At 74.3% G+C, this 18,622-nt stretch carries 15 protein-coding genes; 8 read left to right on the forward strand and 7 right to left on the reverse strand.

What is annotated here, in order from left to right; translation table 11 throughout:
* Window positions 1–27: 27 nt before the first annotated feature.
* The 4 genes from ACIRNI_RS24345 to ACIRNI_RS24360 form a co-directional block, all read right to left on the reverse strand.
* Window positions 28–2,139, reverse strand: coding sequence for a serine/threonine-protein kinase (locus ACIRNI_RS24345; protein WP_403554237.1), 2,112 nt, complete (start codon window positions 2,137–2,139; stop codon window positions 28–30).
* Window positions 2,140–2,164: 25 nt separating this feature from the next.
* Window positions 2,165–4,363, reverse strand: coding sequence for a PQQ-binding-like beta-propeller repeat protein (locus ACIRNI_RS24350; RefSeq protein ID WP_403554239.1), 2,199 nt, complete (start codon window positions 4,361–4,363; stop codon window positions 2,165–2,167).
* An 8-nt stretch (window positions 4,364–4,371) separates the two neighbouring features.
* On the reverse strand, window positions 4,372–5,337 hold the full coding sequence (locus ACIRNI_RS24355) for a serine/threonine protein kinase (protein ID WP_403554241.1): 966 nt from the start codon (window positions 5,335–5,337) through the stop codon (window positions 4,372–4,374).
* Between the two features lie 93 nt (window positions 5,338–5,430).
* Window positions 5,431–6,672 carry an acyl-CoA dehydrogenase family protein gene (locus ACIRNI_RS24360; RefSeq protein WP_403554243.1) on the reverse strand — a complete coding sequence of 414 codons (1,242 nt, stop codon included), beginning with the start codon at window positions 6,670–6,672 and terminating at the stop codon, window positions 5,431–5,433.
* 134 nt (window positions 6,673–6,806) lie between these two features.
* On the opposite strand from ACIRNI_RS24360, the gene ACIRNI_RS24365 reads away from it, so the two are divergent.
* A complete protein-coding gene (locus tag ACIRNI_RS24365; RefSeq protein ID WP_403554245.1) occupies window positions 6,807–7,454 on the forward strand; it encodes a TetR family transcriptional regulator in 648 nt (215 codons plus the stop codon).
* A 17-nt stretch (window positions 7,455–7,471) separates the two neighbouring features.
* Here the strand turns inward: ACIRNI_RS24365 and def are convergent, their stop codons facing one another.
* Entirely contained in the window at window positions 7,472–8,017 is a 546-nt protein-coding gene (def, locus tag ACIRNI_RS24370; RefSeq protein WP_403554247.1) for a peptide deformylase, read from the reverse strand.
* A gap of 147 nt (window positions 8,018–8,164) precedes the next feature.
* On the opposite strand from def, the gene ACIRNI_RS24375 reads away from it, so the two are divergent.
* The 5 genes from ACIRNI_RS24375 to ACIRNI_RS24395 all read left to right on the forward strand — a co-directional run bounded on the left by ACIRNI_RS24375 (window position 8,165) and on the right by ACIRNI_RS24395 (window position 12,718).
* On the forward strand, window positions 8,165–9,403 hold the full coding sequence (locus ACIRNI_RS24375) for a MurT ligase domain-containing protein (RefSeq protein WP_355365186.1): 1,239 nt from the start codon (window positions 8,165–8,167) through the stop codon (window positions 9,401–9,403).
* A gap of 34 nt (window positions 9,404–9,437) precedes the next feature.
* Entirely contained in the window at window positions 9,438–10,166 is a 729-nt protein-coding gene (locus ACIRNI_RS24380) for a glutamine amidotransferase (protein WP_355365183.1), read from the forward strand.
* A 177-nt stretch (window positions 10,167–10,343) separates the two neighbouring features.
* On the forward strand, window positions 10,344–11,369 hold the full coding sequence (locus tag ACIRNI_RS24385; protein ID WP_403554249.1) for a 6-phosphofructokinase: 1,026 nt from the start codon (window positions 10,344–10,346) through the stop codon (window positions 11,367–11,369).
* Window positions 11,370–11,485: 116 nt separating this feature from the next.
* Window positions 11,486–12,442 (forward strand): cytochrome c oxidase assembly protein, encoded by a 957-nt coding sequence (locus ACIRNI_RS24390; protein ID WP_355365177.1) that lies wholly within the window; start codon window positions 11,486–11,488, stop codon window positions 12,440–12,442.
* Between the two features lie 117 nt (window positions 12,443–12,559).
* A complete protein-coding gene (locus ACIRNI_RS24395; RefSeq protein ID WP_355365174.1) occupies window positions 12,560–12,718 on the forward strand; it encodes a hypothetical protein in 159 nt (52 codons plus the stop codon).
* Here the strand turns inward: ACIRNI_RS24395 and ACIRNI_RS24400 are convergent.
* Both ACIRNI_RS24400 and ACIRNI_RS24405 read right to left on the reverse strand, forming a co-directional pair.
* Complete coding sequence (locus tag ACIRNI_RS24400; RefSeq protein WP_403554252.1) at window positions 12,715–14,079, reverse strand: APC family permease; 1,365 nt, start codon at window positions 14,077–14,079, stop codon at window positions 12,715–12,717. The genes ACIRNI_RS24395 and ACIRNI_RS24400 overlap by 4 nt on opposite strands.
* 78 nt (window positions 14,080–14,157) lie before the next feature.
* Complete coding sequence (locus tag ACIRNI_RS24405) at window positions 14,158–14,637, reverse strand: DUF6098 family protein (RefSeq protein ID WP_403554254.1); 480 nt, start codon at window positions 14,635–14,637, stop codon at window positions 14,158–14,160.
* Window positions 14,638–14,884: 247 nt separating this feature from the next.
* Between ACIRNI_RS24405 and ACIRNI_RS24410 the strand changes: the two genes are divergently transcribed.
* Complete coding sequence (locus ACIRNI_RS24410; protein WP_403554256.1) at window positions 14,885–15,706, forward strand: dienelactone hydrolase family protein; 822 nt, start codon at window positions 14,885–14,887, stop codon at window positions 15,704–15,706.
* A 98-nt stretch (window positions 15,707–15,804) separates the two neighbouring features.
* Complete coding sequence (locus ACIRNI_RS24415) at window positions 15,805–18,600, forward strand: LuxR C-terminal-related transcriptional regulator (protein ID WP_403554258.1); 2,796 nt, start codon at window positions 15,805–15,807, stop codon at window positions 18,598–18,600.
* Window positions 18,601–18,622: the final 22 nt, after the last annotated feature.

The following is an 18,622-nucleotide window of genomic DNA, read 5'->3' on the forward strand; positions in this document are numbered from 1 at the left end:
GGTGTTCCCCTCGCGGGCTTCGGGTCTTCAGAAGACGGGGAGCGCGGTGAGCGTCGTGCTGTCGCGGACGAAGACGCGGTAGGCGTCGCCCACCATCCAGCAGCGGTCGGGCTTGCGGAGCCCGCGGAAGCCCCAGGTCGTCCCGGTGCTGTCCTCGCGGTGGCGGACCGACACCCCGGCCTCCGTCCTGGTCCCGTCGACCTCGATCATCCAGAAGCCGTTGCCCTGGAGGACGAGCGGGGTGCGGGGGTGGCCCTCCGGGAGGAGGCCCCAGGTCCACTCGACGGTCTTGCCGCTGCGGACGTCGAAGCGCAACGGGAAGCCCAGCGCGGCCACGTAGACATGGCCGCCGTGCACCGCCGGCGGACCCCACCGCATCGGCGTGCCGTCCTGCCGTGCGAGGTCGGCGATCCACTGCTGCTTGCCGGTGGTGATGTCCACGGCCCGGAAGCGGTGGCCCGAGAGGAAGAGCGTGCGGCCCGACGCCAGGGTCTCCACCCGCTCGTCGGACTCCTGGCGTACGTTCCACACCGTGCGGCCGTCGCGGGTGTCGAGGGCCGTGACGTCCCCGTCCTTGGTGGTGACGGCCAGGTGGCCGTGGGACACGGTGCCGCGGGGCTGGGCCTCCCGGCGGAGGTCGGTGTCGAGGCGCACGGTCCAGCGGAGGCGGCCGTCGGAACGGCCGACGGCACGCACCCGGTTGTCCTCGGTGGCCACGTACACCGCGTCGTCGTCCACGCCGAGGATCGAGGACGCCTCGGCCGGCGCCGTCCACTTCGGTTGGCCGGTGGAGGCGACGAAGGTCAGGAGCGTGCCGTCCCCGTCGACCCCCGCCACCAGCCGGTCGGAGAGCGACGCGTACCGGTGCACGGCCCGGGCCTCGGGCGCGGTCCAGCGCCGCTTGCCGTCGACGACGCCGTACGCCGTGACGCCACCGTCCGCGGTGCCGGCCACCACGACGTCCCCGACCGGGAGGGGCCCCGGGGACTCCTCGGCGAGGGCGTCCTTGTGCGTCCAGAGGGGCTCGGGCGACTGCCCGATGACGAAGTCCCCCTTCGTGGCGTCCAGCAGCCGGCCCATCGGCGCCTTCACGGCGGGCGGGATGTCGAAGAGCTCGTTGGTGCGGCGAGGTCTCGTGCTCCACCAGACGGCCGCCGCGCCTCCCGCCGCGAGCACGGCGCCGCCCGCCGCGGCCGTCGTCAGGAGACGGCGGCGCGACACGGAGCGCGGGGCCTGGGCGGCGGCGCCCGGCACCGTCGAGGTGAGCGTCCGCAGGCCGAGTTCGCGCGTGGTGATGTCCTGCGCGATGGGGCCGTGCCGCCAGACGCGGTCCGCCCCACGGGGCGGGGCGGCCACGCGGACGAGGTCCCGCGGGGTCGGCCGAGCCGCGGGGTCCTTGGCGAGGCAGGGCCCGATCAGCGGGACGAGGGCCGCCGGGACGCGGTCCAGGCGCGCGGCGCCGTGGACGACCTCGTACTGGACGGCGGCGATGTTGGCGCCTTCGTACGCCCGCTGTCCGCTCGCCGCGTGGACGAGGACCGCACCGAGCGAGAAGACGTCGGCGGACGGGCCGACGCGGTGCCCCAGGACCTGTTCGGGCGCGCCGTATCCGGGGGTGACCGGGACCTGTCCGGTGGTGGTGAGGGTGAGGCCGTGTTCGGGGCGGGCGATGCCGAAGTCGATGACGCGGGGGCCGCCCGACGTCAGCACGATGTTGGCCGGCTTGAGGTCGCGGTGGACGAGACCGGCGGCGTGGATGTCGTGCAGGGTGCGTGCGAGCGCTTCGGCGAGGGCGCGCACGGCGGGTTCGTCGAGGGGTCCGTGCGCGTGGACCGCCTGCTCCAGGGTCGGGCCGGTGAGGAACTCGCTCGCTATCCACGGGCGCCCGCCCTCCGTCCGCGCGTCCAGGACCCTGGCCACGCCGGGGCTGGAGACGGCCTGGGCCATCCGCGCCTCGCGGACGAACCGCTGGGCGAGGTTCTCGTCGTGCGACAGGTGGGGGTGCAGCACCTTCACCGCCGCGGCCCGGCCCTCGCCGTCCTGGCCGACGTAGACCTTGCCCATGCCGCCCTCCCCCAGCACACCGAGCAGGCGGTACGGGCCGAGGCGGACCGGGTCTCCGAATTCCAGCGGGTTCATGGCGGTGATCAGTGCTCTCCGTGGTTCATCGCAGCGGGTATCCGGCTACGGAGGACGGGCCCACGGCGATGAGCCGCTGGGCGGATTCATGGGCGTAGTAGCGGGCCGGGGCGGCCTTGAAGGTGCCCTTCGCGGCGCCTGTACGGAGGTCGGCGGCCAGCAGCCCGGACGGCGAGGGGCTGTACACGGCGTCGCGGCCGACGACGGGCGCGTACGCGAGCTCCGTCTCCGCGGTCTGACGGCCTTTCTGCGCCCACAACGCCTTCCCGTCGGCGGCGCTGACCGCGACCAGGCCGCGCCCGCCCTCGACGGCGTACACGACGCCGTTCTTCACGGTGGGCGGCCCGAACCGGGCCTGCGGCGTCCCTCCCGCGTGGTGCCAGACCACGGCGCCGCTCCTGAGATCGAGCGCCCGGAGCCCGCCGGCCGCCGGGTAGACGTGCTGGTCGTCCACGGTGAGGACGGCGCGGGCGAAGGGCGCTCCGGGGCCGTCGAGCGGGGTGCTCCAGCGTGCCTTCCCGGTGCCGGCGTCGCGCACGACCAGATTCAGGTCGCCCTGCTCCAACTGCTGTACGAGCACGAGGAATCCGCCCCTGACCTCCGCGGCGAGGAAGTGGAGCCGCTCGGTGGCGTTGGACCGCGCGGGGAGCGGGTTGGCCCACAGCTTCCTGCCCGTACGGCTGTCGAGGGCCGCCAGGAACCATGCCTGGTCCTTGCGGAACTCCCGCACGGACTGGGGGCCCCGGGACGCGGCCATGTAGACGGCGCCCTGCCCGGCGCACAGCAGCTGCGTGCCGAGGGGGAAACCGCTCAGGTCGGTCGGTTCCGCGAGCGGGTTCGTCAGCTTTCCCGTCGCGGGATCGAGGGTGGCGACTCTCAGTGGCTCTTCCTCGAGGGCGTAGTCCAGGGCGTGGACGTGCTCGCCGTCGGCGGCCACGCGGTGAGGGAACACCGGATCCCCGTCCGCCCAGCGCACCTCGCCCGTGCGGGGGTCCAGGCCCTGGAGGGTGTAGCCCTGGGAGGGGGCGATGACGAGGTCCTTGAGGAGGATCGCGGCGGGCGGCAGGCGGTCGGGGCTGCCCTCGGCCTTGACCTGCCAGAGCGACTCCCAGCGGGGCCCGGTCTGGGCGGTGCCCGCCGGCTTCGGCGCGGCGCTCCCGCCGCCGCTCCCTTCGGGCTTCCCGTTCCCCAGCCAGGCCCACGCGCCGACCCCCGTCGCGGCCAGGCCCGCGACGGAACCGCCGCCCAGGGCGAGGAGCCGGCGGCGCGACAGGCCGGTCGTGCGGCCCGTGGGAGCCGGTGCGACGACCGTCTCGTACGCCGGGGGCGGCAGGCGCGTGGGACGCACGTGCCACACGGCCGCCGAGCGGCGGGCGATCTCCATGAGGAGCGGTTCCGGCAGGTGCTCCGCGAAGTCTCCTGGCCCGGGCGCGAGTTGGGCGGCCAGCTCCATGGTGGACGGGCGCTGGGCGGGGTCCTTGGCGAGGCAGCGGGTGAGGGCGGGGAGCAGGGCTTCGGGGACGCCGGTCAGGTCGGGTTCGGCGTAGCGGACGCGGTAGAGGATGTCGGCGGGCTGCCCGGTGCCGAACGGGCCGTGGCCCGTGGCGGCGTGGACCAGGACGCTCGCCAGGGCGAACACGTCGCCCGCCGGGGTGTGCTCCTCGCCGGTGGCCTGCTCGGGGGACATGAAGGCCGGGGTGCCGGCGGCCGCGCCGGTACGGGTCAGACGGTCGTCGCCGATCGCCCGCGCGATCCCGAGGTCGATGACCTTGGGGCCCTCGGCGGTGACCATGATGTTGGACGGCTTGAGGTCGCGGTGGACCACCTCCGAGGCGTGCAACCGGGCCAGCGCCCGGCACAGTCCGGCGCCCAGCGCGCGGACCGCCGGTTCGGGGAGCGGTCCGAAGGACGCGACCGCTTCGTCGAGGGGCGGCCCCAGCAGGTACTCCGTCGCCATCCACGGCGTCGCGGCCGACGGGTCGGCGTCGAAGACGCGGGCGCCGTGCACGCCCCCGATGACCCGCGCCGCGTCGACTTCGAGCCGGAACCGGGTACGGAAAGCGGGGTCGCCGGCGATGTGGGCGTGCATCGTCTTGAGGGCCGCGGTGCGGCCGGTGAGGGACCGCGCGAGGTAGACGGTGCCCATGCCGCCGCTGCCCAGGCGGGCGATGAGGCGGTAGGCGCCGAGTTGGCGCGGGTCGTCGTGCGTGAGCGGCGAGAACATGGGGTGCGTCAGTCCAGGGCGGTCGCGGGCGGAGCGGGAGCGGTCATGGTGGCGGCCGCGGCGGGCCCGTTCGTCGTGGCGGCTTCGGCGGCGAGTACCTCCGCGGCCTGCCGGGCGAGGGCCACGACCACCCGGGCGGGCAGGGGCGGCAGGTGGCCCGCGGTGTCGAGGAGCGTGGGCAGGTGGCCCGCGGGCGGGACGGACGGTTCGGGCGACGGTTCGGCGGACGCCAGGGCGTCGTGCACCTGGTGGGCGGTCGGCCGGTCGGCGGGATCGCGGGCGAGGCAGGCCGCGATCAGGCCCCTTACCGAAGCGGGGAGTTCGGCGTTCTCGGGCACGATGTGCCCGGTGCTCGCGTACGCCAGGACGGCGCCCAGGCCGTACACGTCGCCGGGTGGCCGGGGCCGGCCGCCGGATCCCTGCTCCGGCGCCAGGCTGCCGGGCTCCAGGCCGGGCAGGCCCCAGCGCCGTTCGCCGTCGGGCGCGGCCGCGCGTACGGCTCCGAAAGCACTCAGCCGTACGCCCTCGGCGGTGATCAGCACGGCGGACGGGGACAGTCCGGCGTGGGCGGCCCCCTGGTCGTGGAGAGCCGCCAGGGTCCGGGCGAGGGCGGCCCCCAGGGCGCGGACGGCCGGCTCCGGCAGCGGACCGCCGTGGGCGTCGAGCGCCGACGGCAGCGGAAGCGCGGGCACGTACGGAGCGGCGCGCCACGGGAGTCGGCCGTCCCGGCCGGTCCAGGTGACGCCGAGCAGCCCGGGCGCGGTGTGGCGGCGGGCCGTCTCGGCCTCGGCCCACCAGCGGTCCGGGTCGGCGTCGGCCCGGGGGACGGCGAGGATGACGGTGTCGTCCCCCGAGGCGCTGCGCGCGATGGAGCGGTGCTCCGGGACGGCCGGCCGCGCGGTCTCGGGGTCGAGGGCTGCGAGCACGCGGTAGGGGCCGATCCGCACCGGGTCGTCCTGACGCGGGTGTTCCATGTGCGCTCCCCCTCGTACCCCGTGCGCCGAGCCCGGCGAGTCTATCCGCAGGCTTGTTCGACGAGGTGGAGGGGGCGGAAGCGTGAGCGTCCGTCAGCGGATCGGCATGCCCGACAGGGTGCGGGCGATGACCAGGCGCTGGATCTCGCTCGTGCCTTCGAAGATGGTGTAGATCGCGGCGTCGCGGTGCATGCGCTCCACCGGGTACTCGCGGGTGAAGCCGTTGCCGCCGAGGATCTGGACGGCCTGGGCCGTGACCTTCTTGGCGACCTCGCTCGCGTACAGCTTGGACATCGAGCCCTCGGCGGAGGTGAACGGCTTGCCGGTGGTGGCCATCCAGGAGGCCCGCCACACCAGGAGGCGGGCGGCGTCGATCTGGGTGCGCATGTCGGCGAGCTGGAAGGCGACGCCCTGGTTGTCGATGATCGGGCGGCCGAACTGCTCGCGAGTCTTCGCGTAGTCGAGCGCCACCTCGTACGCGGCGCGGGCGGTGCCGACGGCCATGGCGCCGACGGCGGGGCGGGAGGCCTCGAAGGTGGCCATGGCGGCGTTCTTCACACGCTCCCCGCCCTCCTTGCCGGCCTTCGCCGCCTTCTCGCGGGCGCGGGCGAGGCGCTCGTCCAGCTTCTCCTTGCCGCCGAGGAGGCAGGAGCCGGGGACGCGTACGTTGTCGAGGACGACCTCGGCGGTGTGGGAGGCGCGGATGCCGTGCTTCTTGAACTTCTGGCCCTGGGAGAGGCCGGGGGTGTTCGGCGGGACGATGAAGGACGCGTGGCCCTTGGAGCCGAGCTCGGGGTCGACGACGGCGACGACGACGTGGACGTTGGCGATGCCGCCGTTGGTGGCCCAGGTCTTGGTGCCGTTGAGGACCCACTCGTCCGCGGCCTCGTCGTAGACGGCGCGCGTACGCATCGAGGCGACGTCCGAGCCGGCGTCGGGTTCGGAGGAACAGAAGGCGGCGACCTTGACGTCGTCGGCGTCGCCGTACATCTGGGGGATCCAGGTGCCGATCTGCTCCTCGGTGCCGTTGGCGAGGACGCCGACGGCCGCGAGGCCCGTACCGACGATGGACAGGGCGATGCCCGCGTCGCCCCAGAAGAGCTCCTCCATCGCCATCGGGATGCCGAGGCCGGTGGGGTCGAAGAACTGCTGGGCATAGAAGTCGAGGGAGTAGATGCCGACCTTGGCCGCCTCCTGGATGATCGGCCAGGGGGTCTCCTCGCGCTCGTCCCATTCGGCCGCCGCCGGGCGCATGACGTTCTCGGCGAAACCGTGCAGCCAGTCACGGACCTGCTTCTGGTCGTCGTTGAGGTCGAGCGTGAACTCGGCGGCCATGATCCCTCCCAGGGTGTTACTAACGGTAACCGCAGTCTGTTACCGGTAAGTAGCCGCTGTCAACCGGCAGCGGCACGCGGCCGGGTGTTACGTTGCGCAAGCCTCAGGACATCTCACGGGCGGGGAGAAGCACTATGGACACCACACACCGGACCGACCAGCAGCGGTCGGCCGACCAGCGGCGACGCGAACTGCTCGAGGCGGCCGACCGCGTGGTGCTCCGCGACGGGCCCCGGGCGTCGATGAACGCCATCGCCGCGGAGGCGGGCATCACCAAGCCGATCCTCTACCGCCACTTCGGCGACAAGGGCGGCCTGTACCGCGCCCTCGCCAAGCGGCACACGGACGCGCTGCTGGCCGCGCTGCGCGCCGCGCTGGACGCGCCGGCCGACCGGCGCCGCCGCGTGGAGGCGACGCTCGACACCTACCTCGCCGCGATCGAGGCGCGGCCGCAGGTGTACCGCTTCCTGATGCACCCGGCGGAGGAGCCCGGCCAGACGCCGGAGCAGGGCTTCGACGTCGGCCGCCACTCGGCGCCACTGCTGCGCCGCATGGGCGAGGAGCTCGCCGAGGTGATCGCGGAGCGCATAGACCTGGGCCCGGGCAACGAGGCGCTGGCGCGGGTCTGGGGCCACGGCATCGTCGGCATGATGCACGCGGCGGGCGACTGGTGGCTCGGCGAACGCCCCTGCACGCGGCCGGAGTTGGTACGGGGTCTGGCGGACCTGCTGTGGGGCTGCCTGGCGGAGGTCGACGACCGCGAGGGCGGCCCGGGGTTCTAGCGCGAGGCCGCTGCGCGTCAGCGCTCCCGCGACCACGGCGCCCGGCGGGCCGCGCGCAGGAGCTTGGAGCGGCGCCAGCCGGTGAGGCGGTCGGGGTACACCATCCCCTCCAGGTGGTCGCACTCGTGCTGGAGGCACCGGGCGAAGAAGCCCGTGCCCTCCACCCGCACCGGCACGCCCTGCGCGTCCACGCCCTCCACCACCGCGTGGTCGAAGCGCTCCGTGCCCGCCTCCAGCCCCGGCAGCGACAGGCAGCCCTCGGGGCCCCGCACCGTCACCCCGTCCGCCTCGACCAGCCGCGGGTTGACGACGTGGCCGAGGTGCCGGACGTCCTCGTCGTCCGGGCAGTCGTAGACGAACACCCGCAAACCGACACCGACCTGGTTCGCCGCGAGGCCCACGCCCTCGGCGGCGTACATCGTCGCGAACATGTCCTCGATGAGCCGGGACAGCGCGGGACCGAAGTCGGTGACGGGCTCGCAGGGCGTGTGCAGCACCGGTTCGCCGAGCAGTGTCATGGCTCGTACGTGACCGGAACTGCCGGGGATCGGGCGGTTTCGCATGGCGTCAGCGTACGTTCCGCGTGGTTTACGCGCGGTTTCCGCGTAGGTTCGGCCCTCGCCCGACCGTTTCGGCAGGTGGCGCGGTTCGGGCGCCCGGCCGGAGCTCGATAGGCTGAGCCCGGACCCACGCTAGGAGGAACAAGGACGATGGCAGGCAACACGGAGCCGCTGTCGCCGCGCGCCAAGCTGGCCGTGACGGCAGGAAAGGCCGCAGCGGCGGTGTCTCGCGCGGCGGGACGCGGCAGCGGATCGGTGATCGGCGGCAAGGTGGCGCTCAAGCTCGACCCCGACCTGCTGGGGCGGCTGGCGCAGCACCTGGACGTCGTCCTGGTGTCGGCGACCAACGGCAAGACCACCACCACCCGGCTGATCGCCGAGGCCCTGCGCGCCAGCGGTCCGGTCGTCTCGAACGCGCTCGGCGCGAACATGCCCGCGGGCATCACCTCGGCGCTCGCCGGCGGCTCGGACGCCAAGTACGGCGTCATCGAGGTCGACGAGAAGTACCTGGCGGGTGTCGCGCGCGACACCGAGCCGAAGGCCGTCGCGCTGCTCAACCTCTCGCGCGACCAGCTGGACCGCGCCGCGGAGACCCGCATGCTGGCGGAGAAGTGGCGCGAGGGCCTGGCCGGGTCGAAGGCGGTCGTGATCGCCAACGCCGACGACCCGCTGGTGGTGTGGGCCGCGTCGTCCTCCGCCAACGTGGTGTGGGTGGCCGCCGGTCAGGAGTGGAAGGACGACGCCTGGTCGTGCCCCGCCTGCGGCGGTGTGATGCAGCGCCCCGGCGACGACTGGTTCTGCGGCGAGTGCGGCTTCCGCCGCCCCGCCCCGAGCTGGGCGCTGAGCGGCGACCACGTCCTCGACCCGCACGGTTCGGCCTGGCCGATCCACCTGCAGCTGCCCGGCCGCGCCAACAAGGCGAACGCCACCACGTCGGCCGCGGTCGCCGCGGTCTTCGGCGTACCGCCGCAGGTGGCGCTGGAGCGCATGTACCAGGTGCAGGCGGTGGCCGGCCGGTACGACGTGGTGTCCTTCCTCGGCCGCGACCTGCGGCTGCTGCTGGCGAAGAACCCCGCGGGCTGGCTCGAGACGTTCTCCCTGATCGACGGGCCGCCGACGCCGGTCATCCTGTCCGTCAACGCCCGCGGCGCCGACGGCACCGACACGTCCTGGCTCTGGGACGTCGACTACCCGCGGCTGGCCGGGCACCCGATCTTCGTGATCGGTGACCGCCGCCTCGACCTGGCGGTGCGCCTGGACGTCGCCGGCCTGGACTTCCGGGTGTGCGACACCCTCGACGAGGCCGTCCAGCTGGCTCCGCCCGGCCGGATCGAGCTCATCGCGAACTACACCGCGTTCCAGGACGTACGCCGCCGCGTCGGCAACTGAGCCAGAGCGACCGAGAGCCTCGAAGGACATGAGCATGAGCGACAGCAGTCTGCGGCTGGTGTGGGTCTACCCGGACCTGCTCAGCACGTACGGAGACCAGGGCAACGCCCTGGTGGTGGAGCGGCGCGCCCGGCAGCGCGGCCTGGACGTGCACCGGGTGGACGTGCGCAGCGACCAGCCGATCCCGACGTCCGGTGACATCTACCTGATCGGCGGCGGTGAGGACCGGCCGCAGCGGCTCGCGGCCGAGCGGCTGCGCCGCGACGGCGGGCTGAACCGCGCCGCCGAGAACGGCGCCATCATCTTCTCGGTGTGCGCCGGGTACCAGATCCTCGGCCACGAGTTCATCAACGACCTGGGCGAGCGCGAGCCGGGCCTCGGCCTCATCGACGTCATCTCGACGCGCGGTGAGGGCGAGCGGTGCGTCGGTGACGTCCTGGCCGACATCGACCCGCGCTTCGGCCTGCCCCAGCTGACGGGCTTCGAGAACCACCAGGGCATCACCCACCTCGGCCCGACCGCGCGCCCGTTCGCCCGGACCGTGTACGGCAAGGGCAACGGCACCGGGGACGGTACCGAAGGCGCCTACAACGACACCGTTTTCGGGACGTACATGCACGGACCGGTCATGGCGCGCAACCCGCAGATCGCGGACCTGCTGCTGAAGCTGGCCCTCGATGTGAACGCGCTGCCGCCGACCGACGACCGGTGGTACGAGGCGCTGCGCGCCGAGCGGATCGCGGCGGCGAGCCAGCCCGCCTGAGCGGGCGTCCGCTCGTCTGGAGCGGTCTCGCGCGCCACCCCTTGTCTGTTCCTCCGAAGAACGTCCAGTTGACGGACGCTCGGTTCGGCCCCGTCACCCAACGCCGGTAGGGTGACGGGGATCCAACCGGACGACGTGGTCCGGGAGTCGGCCCACGTTGCAAAGGTATTTCGGGCTATGCGCATTGGTGTGCTCACCTCCGGCGGCGACTGCCCCGGTCTGAACGCCGTCATCCGTTCCGTCGTGCACCGCGCCGTCGTCGACCACGGCGACGAGGTCATCGGTTTCCACGACGGGTGGAAGGGCCTCCTGGAGTGCGACTACCGCAAGCTCGACCTCGACGCGGTGGCCGGCATCCTGGCCCGCGGCGGCACCATCCTCGGCTCCTCCCGTGTCCAGCCGGCGCACCTCGTCGACGGTGTCGAGCGCGCCAAGGGGTACGTCGCCGAGCTCGGCCTCGACGCGATCATCCCGATCGGCGGCGAGGGCACCCTCAAGGCCGCCAACCTGCTCTCCGAGGCGGGGCTGCCGATCGTCGGCGTACCGAAGACCATCGACAACGACATCGCGTCGACCGACGTCACCTTCGGTTTCGACACGGCCGTCGGGGTCGCCACGGAGGCGCTGGACCGGCTGAAGACCACCGCCGAGTCGCACCAGCGCGTGCTGATCGTCGAGGTCATGGGCCGGCACACCGGCTGGATCGCGCTGCACTCCGGCATGGCGGCCGGCGCCCACGCGATCGTCGTCCCCGAGCGGCCCTTCGACATCGAGGAGCTCACCGCCCGGGTCGGCGAGCGCTTCCGCGCGGGCAAGCGGTTCGCGATCGTCGTGGTGGCCGAGGGAGCCAAGCCCCGCGAGGGCACGATGGCCTTCGACGAGGGCGGCAAGGACATCTACGGCCACGAGCGCTTCGCGGGCGTGGCCCAGCAGCTCGCGCGCGAGCTGGAGCAGCGCCTCGGCAAGGAGGCGCGCGCGGTGATCCTCGGCCACGTCCAGCGGGGCGGCACGCCGACGGCGTACGACCGGGTCCTCGCCACCCGCTTCGGCTGGCACGCGGTGGAGGCGGCGCACCGGGGCGAGTTCGGCATGCTGACCGCGCTGCGCGGCACGGACATCGTGATGGTCCCGCTGGCGCAGGCGGTGGAGACCCTGAAGACGGTGCCCGCCGAGCGGTACGACGAGGCCGAGACCGTCCTCTGACCGTTCACCGCCTGGGTGAAACGTGAACGAACCGCCCCCGGTCGCAGACGCGGCCGGGGGCGGTTCTAGTCTTGTCCCCGCAAGCGGACAACCCCGTACGAATCAGGAGCCGGCGGATGGATCATCACAGCGGGCACGGCATGCCGATGGACCTTCCGCCGTTCACGCTGGGGCGGGCGCTCGCCTACTCGCCGGACACCTTCTTCCTGGTGGGGTGCCTGCTCGCGCTCGGCCTGTACGGGTGGGGCGTCGTCCGGCTGCGCCGGCGCGGTGACGCCTGGCCGGTCGGGCGGACCGTGTTCTTCGCCATCGGCGTGCTGACCGTCGCGCTGGTGATGTGCACCAAGCTGAACGACTACGGCATGGTCATGTTCAGCGTGCACATGGTGCAGCACATGGTCATCAGCATGCTGTCGCCGATCCTGCTGCTGCTCGGCGCGCCGGTCACGCTGGCGCTGCGCGCGCTGCCGGTGGCGTCGCGGCGGGGCAGCAAGGGCCCGCGCGAGCTGCTGCTGGCGCTGCTGCACAGCCGCTACCTGCGGGTCGTCACGCACCCGGCGTTCACGATCCCGCTGTTCATCGCGAGCCTGTACGGGCTGTACTTCACGCCGCTGTTCGACTTCCTGATGAGCTCCAAGCCGGGGCACATCGCGATGATGCTGCACTTCCTCGCGGTCGGCCTGGTCTTCTTCTGGCCGATCATGGGCGTGGACCCGGGACCGCACCGTCCGGGCTACGTGATGCGGATGCTGGAGCTCTTCGCGGGCATGCCGTTCCACGCCTTCTTCGGCATCGCGCTGATGATGGCGTCCGAGCCCATGGTCGCGGCGTACCGGAATCCGCCGTCGTCGCTCGGCATCGACGCCCTCGGCGACCAGAGCGCGGCGGGCGGCATCGCCTGGGCGTTCAGCGAGATCCCCTCCGTGCTCGTGCTGATCGCGCTGGTGTACCAGTGGTACCGCTCCGAGCAGCGGCAGGCCGTCCGCAAGGACCGGGCGGCCGACCGCGACGGCGGCAAGGAGCTGGAGGCGTACAACGCCTACCTCGCGTCGCTGCACGCACGCGGGCGGTAGCGCTCCCGGGGCGCCGGCCGGGCGGGGCGTGCGCGGCGGTAGCGCCGAGGGTGGCGGTGGGGCGACCATGGCTCTACGGCCTGTCGGCCCCGCGGCCCGGCCGGGAGGAGGGCACGCATGTCCAGTCCCACGAAGACGATGGGGACGCTCACCGTCGGCGCGCTGGTGCTGACGACGGCGTACACGGTGGCGCTCGGCAGCAACGGCTGGCTCTGGTTCGGGTGGGTCGTGCTCGGCCTGCTGACGCTCGGGGTCATCGCCATCCGGGACAGCTAGTCCCCGTGCTTGTCGGAGGTCGTCGCCCGGCGGCCCGATGACCGCCTGAGGGCGGCGGCCGCGCCCAGGACCAGGCCCACGGCGAGCACGATCAGCCCGCGCAGCCACACCTGCGCCTCGATCCGGGTGGCGAGCAGGACGCACGAGGCCGCACCGAGGACCGGGAGCACGACGGGCGCCCGGAAGTGGCCCGGCGTGCCGCCGGGGTCCCGGCGCAGGACCAGGGCGGCGGTGTTGACCAGGAAGAAGACCACCAGCAGGAGCAGCACCAGCGTGGCGGCGAGGGTCTCGACGCTGCCCGTGACGGCCAGCAGCATCGACAGCGCGGTGGTGGCCGCGATGGCCGCCCACGGTGTACGGCGCCGGGGCAGCACCCGGGCGAGGGCGGAGGGCAGCAGTCCGTCGCGGGCCATGCCGTACGTGAGGCGCGAGGACATGATGCCGGTGAGCAGCGCTCCGTTGGCGACGGCGACGAGCGCGATCGCGCTGAACAGCCACAGCGGCACGCCGCCCGCCGCCCGGACCACTTCGAGGAGCGGGCCGCTCGACTTCGCCAGGGTGCTGGTGGGGACGGCGGCCGACGCGGCGATGCCGACGAGGACGTACACGCCGCCGGCCGTGGCGAGCGCGCCGAAGAGGGCGCGCGGGTAGGAGCGGCGGGGGTCGCGGGTCTCCTCGGCGACGTTGACGGAGGTCTCGAAGCCGACGAAGGAGTAGTACGCCAGCACCGCGCCGCTCAGGACGGCCGACGCCGCACCCTTCTCGGCGGTGCCCAGCCGGGTGAGCCGGCCGGGGTCGCCGTCGCCGCGCAGCAGGAGCCAGGCGCCGAGCACGATGATGATCACCAGGCCGCCCACCTCGACGAGCGTGGCGACGACGTTGGCGCGGGTGGACTCGCGGATGCCGCGCGCGTTGAGCAGGGCCAGCGCCGCGAGGAACACGACCGCGACCAGCGCGACCGGGACGGTGGCGAAGGCCGAGAGGTAGTCGCCCGCGAAGCCCCGGGCGAGCGCGGCGACCGAGACGACGCCGGCGGCGAGCATGCAGAAGCCCGCGAGGAACCCGGCGAAGGGCCCGTAGGCGCGGGTGACGTAGTGCGAGGCGCCACCGGCGCGCGGGTACTTGGTGGCGAGCTCGGCGTACGACGCCGCCGTGAGCAGGGCCAGGGCGAGCGCGACGGTCAGCGGCACCCAGACGGCGCCGCCCGACTCGGCGGCGACCTGGCCGATCAGGACGTACACCCCGGCTCCGAGGACGTCGCCGAGGATGAAGAAGTAGAGCAGCGGGGTGGTGAGCGACCGCTTGAGGGGCGCCCCCTGCTCCCCCTGGTGCGCCTGCTGCTCCGTGGCGGTGTGATCCATGGCTGTGGACATATCGCCCGTTTGCCCGGGGAGACCGGCGGCACGCGGGACGTTCGTCCCCTCCTCACCGGGCCGGTCTCACCTGCGCATGGGGCCCCATGGACGGCGCTGACGCGCCACCTCGCGCTCGGCCTCCTCGATGACCCCGAGGTCGATCCAGCAGACCGGCTCGATGTCGCGGAGCAGCGGCTCGTTGTCCGGGCCGCGAGCGACCTCGCGGCCGCGCAGGGCCCAGGGGCGTACGTCGCCGTCCCGCTCCTCGCGCAGGTGGCAGTAGTCGTAGAGGCGCCGGGCCACCCACAGCCGCACGGGACGGTCCTCCCACCAGGTCTCGATCTGGAGGGGGTTCGCCGAGAGGCCGGGCATGGTGATGCCGGTGAGGTGGTCGGCGCTGTGCGAGTCCTTCGTGTCGTCGGCGGGGCTGCGGGACCACCGGACGTAGAGCCGGCCGTGGCGTTCCACCAGATCGCCCAGCTCCTCGAGGCTGCTCACCGTGGGCAGCTCGCTCACGCCGTCGGGGGCCGTCCTGCGGCCGGTCGCCGCGTCGGTCTGGTCCATGCGGCTCACGCTCCTCGTCGTACCGCCCGTTCTACCGGGACGTCCGCCGCGTACCCCTGGCGAGGACCGGTGATTCCACCGATGCCGGTGGGGCGTGGGCGCCGGGACAGTGGCACCCCGGCAAACACGGCGGTACCGCCCCGACGGCACTCCTGTCACTGAGGGCTTCCCCCGCCACGACCGAGAGGACGACTCAGTCGTGAAGAGATCCACTCTGGCGGCGTTCATCGCCACCTGTTGTCTTGGCATGACCCTGACCATCACTCCGAGTGCGCAGGCCGCGGAGAACCCCTACGAGCGCGGCCCGGACCCGACCACCGCAAGCATCGAGGCCGTACGCGGCCCCTACGCGGTCTCCCAGACGAGCGTCTCGTCGCTGTCGGTCACCGGATTCGGCGGGGGCACCATCTACTACCCCACCACCACCGCCGACGGCACCTTCGGGGCCGTGGCCGTCTCCCCCGGCTACACCGGGACCCAGTCCTCCATGGCCTGGTACGGCCCCCGGCTCGCCTCGCAGGGCTTCGTGGTCTTCACCATCGACACCAACACCACCCTCGACCAGCCGGACAGTCGCGGGCGCCAGCTCCTCGCCGCGCTGGACTACCTGACGCAGCGCAGCGCCGTGCGCGGCCGGATCGACGCCACCCGGCTGGGCGTGATGGGCCACTCCATGGGCGGCGGCGGCTCGCTGGAGGCCGCCAAGAGCCGGCCGTCCCTCCAGGCCGCGATACCGCTCACCCCCTGGAACACCGACAAGAGCTGGCCTGAGGTCAGGACGCCGACGCTGGTCATCGGCGCCGAGGACGACACGATCGCACCGGTCTCCTCGCACTCGGAGCCGTTCTACACGAGCCTGCCGAGCACCCTCGACAAGGCGTACCTGGAGCTGAACAACGCCGGGCACTTCGCCCCGAACACCTCCGACACCACCATCGCGAAGTACAGCATTTCCTGGCTCAAGCGGTTCATCGACAACGACACCCGCTACGAGCAGTTCCTGTGCCCGCTCCCCCGGCCGAGCCTGACCATCGAGGAGTACCGGGGCACCTGCCCGCACTCCTCGTGACATCGGACGCGGTGCCTGAGCACAGAGTTGGACCGGCGGCGTTGGGCGCGTGCCCAACGCCGCTTCCGCCTGTCGTTACGCGCAAGTAACGTGCGAGTGTGACCGGGATATACGGCCGGAGCGCTGAACTCGACGCCGTGGGGGACCTGCTCGACCGGGTTCGCTCCGGGCACGGGGGCGCGCTCCTCGTCGCCGCCGAACCAGGTCTCGGCCGCACCGCGCTCCTCCACCGGGCCGCCGACGGGTTCACGGGCGGCGGGCGCGTGGTGCGCGTCCGCGCGGTGGCGGCCGAGCGGGGCGTTCCCCACAGCGGGGTGCACGCGCTGTTGTCCGCCGCCGGGGTCCGCGGGACGGCCGACGTCCTGCGCACCGGGCTGGAGCCGGACCGGCTGGCCGAGCTGCTGCGCGGGGCGGCCGGCGAGGCGCGCTCCCTGCTGGTGTGCGTCGACGACGCCCACCTGTGGGACACCCCGTCGCGCGCCGCGCTCGGCTTCGCGGCGCGGCGCCCGGAGTCGCTGCGCGGCGTCGGGCTGCTGCTGTCCGTGGCCGCGCACCGGGCGCAGGACCCGGAGTACGCGGGGGTCCCGGTGGTGCGCCTGGCGCCGTTGGAGGACCGGGCCGTGGCCGCATTGGTGGACGAGCTGCTGGACGGGTCGGCGTGCGAGTCGGCGGGCGGGGTCGCCGGTGGCGGTGCCGATCCGGCCGTGCGGGAGGAGCTGCTGCGGGAGCTGAGGTACGAGGCCGAGGGCAATCCCGCGCTGATCGCGGCGGTCGTCGAGGGCCTGACCCCGGCGCAGCGCACCGGTGACGCGCCGCTGCCCCGGCCGCTCGCCGACGGCGGGGTGCTGCTGCGGACGTTCGGCGGGCGGCTGGCGGGGCTGCCGCCGGAGACCCGGTTCACGCTGCTGCTGGCGGCCGCCGCGCAGGAGCCGGCGCCCGGGGCCGCGGGCGCGGACGCGGCGGTGGTGCTCCGGGCCGCCCGGGCCGCGGGGATCGGGTCCGAGGCGCTGGACGCGGCCGAGGCGGCGGGCGTCGTGGTGGGGCGCGTCGAGGGGGCGATCCGGTTCGAGAGCGCGCTGCTGCGGCGCACGGTCCTCGCGGGGGCCCCGCTGTCGCGGCGGCGCGCCGCGCACGCGCTGCTCGCCGCGGCCCTCGGCGGCGAGGACCACCGGCTGTCGCACCTCCTGCACCTGGCCTTCGCCGCCGAAGGGCCGGACGCGTCCCTGGCGGCGGCGCTCGAGGAGGCCGCGAAGGTGGAGGGCAGCCCGCTGGAGCGGTCGTGGGCCCTCGCCCGCGCCGCGGAGCTCGGTGGCGACGGCGCCGGCCGGGCGGCGCGGCTGACCGCCGCCGCCGAGCTCGCCGGGGCGGCCGGGGTGCCGCGCCGGGCGCGGGAGTTGCTCGCCGCCGCGCGGCAGGCGGCCCACGAAGGCGTACGCGGCCGGGCCGAGCTGGTACGCGGCACCCTCGCGCTGTACGACGGGCCCGTCGGCGACGCCCACGCGGAGCTGCTGGTGGCGGCCGAGCTGCTGGGCCCGTACGACCCGGAGCGCGCCCTCGCCGCGCGGCTCGCCGCCGTGGAGGCCGGGTGGGCGATGGGCGACATGGCGGCGTGCCTGGCCGCGCTCGGTGGCGACGGAGGCCCGCCGGCCCGTCTGCGCGGTGAGCCCGGGGCGTCGTACGACTACCGGTTGGGCCTGTACGCGGCCCTCTGCGGGCGCCTGGACCGGGCGCGCGAGCCGCTGCGCCGGGTGCTGCGGCGGGCCGTGGGGGACGACGACCCCGTGCGGCTGCTGCGGGCCGGGGCCGCCGCACTCGTCCTCGGCGACAGCGCGGCCGCCTGCCGCGCCGGGGCCCGCGCGCTGGCGCTCGCCCGGGCCCGGGGCATGGCCACGCTGGTGCCGCGGGTGCTGGAGCACCTGGCGTACGCGGAGCTGCGGGGCGGGCGGCACGCCCTGGCGAGGGCGCACGCCCGGCAGGGGCTGCGCGGGGCGCACCGGGCCGGGCTGGGCAACGTCGTCGCGCACCAGCACGCGGTGCTCGCGCTGGTCGCGTCGGTGGAGGGCGACGCCGGGGCCGTGGCGCACCATGTCGGGCACGCCCTGGCGATCGCGCGGCCGCACGGCCTGGCCCAGGCGGCCACGCTCGCCGAATGGGCGGCGGCCCGCGCCGATCTCGGGCGTGGACGGGTGGCGGAGGCCGCCGCCCGGCTCGGGCCGCTGGTGCGGCCGGGGCCGCGCCGGGGCCATTTCGGCGTACGGATGCTCGCCGTGCCGTGCTTCGTCGAGGCGGCCGTACCTGCGGGGCTGTGCGAGGACGCGCGGGCGGCGGCCGAGGAGTTCGCCGTCTGGGCGGCGCTCGGCGCGGACGCGCAGGCCCCGGCGCAGCTGGCGCGGTGCCGGGCGCTGCTCGCGCCGGAGTCGGAGGAGGCGGACGTCGTTTTCCGGGAGGCGCTGCGCCGCCACGAGGAGGCGGGCGGCGACTTCGAGACCGCGCGCACGCTGCTGCTGTACGGCAAGTGGCTGCGGCGCCGGCGCCGTCCGCGCGAGGCGCGGGGCAGGCTGCGGGACGCGCTCGTCGCCTTCGAGCGGTGCGGGGCCCGCCCCTGGGCCGAGCAGACCCGGGCCGAACTGCGGGCGACCGGTGAGGCGTTGGGGAGCCGGCGGGAACCGGACGGGGTGCTGCCCGTACTGACGCCGCAGCAGTTGCGGATCGCGCGCTGTGTCGCCGAGGGGGCCACCAACCGTGAGGTGGCCGCGTGGCTGTCGATCAGCCCGCGCACCGTCGACCACCACCTGCGGAACGTCTTCGCGCTGCTCCAGGTGCGCTCTCGGGTGGAGCTGTCGCGGCTGATGGACCGGGCGGACGGGACGGGGGCGGCCGACCGGCTCGTATGATGATCCCGGCCGAGGCTGAGGG

The organism is Streptomyces sp. NPDC093546 (assembly GCF_044765045.1).
GTDB lineage: Bacteria > Actinomycetota > Actinomycetes > Streptomycetales > Streptomycetaceae > Streptomyces.

Excerpts from the sequence above, each read along its gene's own strand:
- ACIRNI_RS24390 (WP_355365177.1), top strand. The coding sequence starts at position 11,486 with ATGGATCATCACAGCGGGCACGGCATGCCGATGGACCTTCCGCCGTTC.
- ACIRNI_RS24380 (WP_355365183.1), top strand. The coding sequence starts at position 9,438 with ATGAGCGACAGCAGTCTGCGGCTGGTGTGGGTCTACCCGGACCTGCTC.
- ACIRNI_RS24350 (WP_403554239.1), bottom strand. The coding sequence starts at position 4,363 with ATGTTCTCGCCGCTCACGCACGACGACCCGCGCCAACTCGGCGCCTAC.
- ACIRNI_RS24395 (WP_355365174.1), top strand. The coding sequence starts at position 12,560 with ATGTCCAGTCCCACGAAGACGATGGGGACGCTCACCGTCGGCGCGCTG.
- ACIRNI_RS24405 (WP_403554254.1), bottom strand. The coding sequence starts at position 14,637 with ATGGACCAGACCGACGCGGCGACCGGCCGCAGGACGGCCCCCGACGGC.
- def (WP_403554247.1), bottom strand. The coding sequence starts at position 8,017 with ATGCGAAACCGCCCGATCCCCGGCAGTTCCGGTCACGTACGAGCCATG.
- ACIRNI_RS24365 (WP_403554245.1), top strand. The coding sequence starts at position 6,807 with ATGGACACCACACACCGGACCGACCAGCAGCGGTCGGCCGACCAGCGG.
- ACIRNI_RS24375 (WP_355365186.1), top strand. The coding sequence starts at position 8,165 with ATGGCAGGCAACACGGAGCCGCTGTCGCCGCGCGCCAAGCTGGCCGTG.
- ACIRNI_RS24410 (WP_403554256.1), top strand. The coding sequence starts at position 14,885 with ATGACCCTGACCATCACTCCGAGTGCGCAGGCCGCGGAGAACCCCTAC.
- ACIRNI_RS24360 (WP_403554243.1), bottom strand. The coding sequence starts at position 6,672 with ATGGCCGCCGAGTTCACGCTCGACCTCAACGACGACCAGAAGCAGGTC.
- ACIRNI_RS24385 (WP_403554249.1), top strand. The coding sequence starts at position 10,344 with ATGCGCATTGGTGTGCTCACCTCCGGCGGCGACTGCCCCGGTCTGAAC.
- ACIRNI_RS24345 (WP_403554237.1), bottom strand. The coding sequence starts at position 2,139 with ATGAACCCGCTGGAATTCGGAGACCCGGTCCGCCTCGGCCCGTACCGC.
- ACIRNI_RS24400 (WP_403554252.1), bottom strand. The coding sequence starts at position 14,079 with ATGGATCACACCGCCACGGAGCAGCAGGCGCACCAGGGGGAGCAGGGG.
- ACIRNI_RS24355 (WP_403554241.1), bottom strand. The coding sequence starts at position 5,337 with ATGGAACACCCGCGTCAGGACGACCCGGTGCGGATCGGCCCCTACCGC.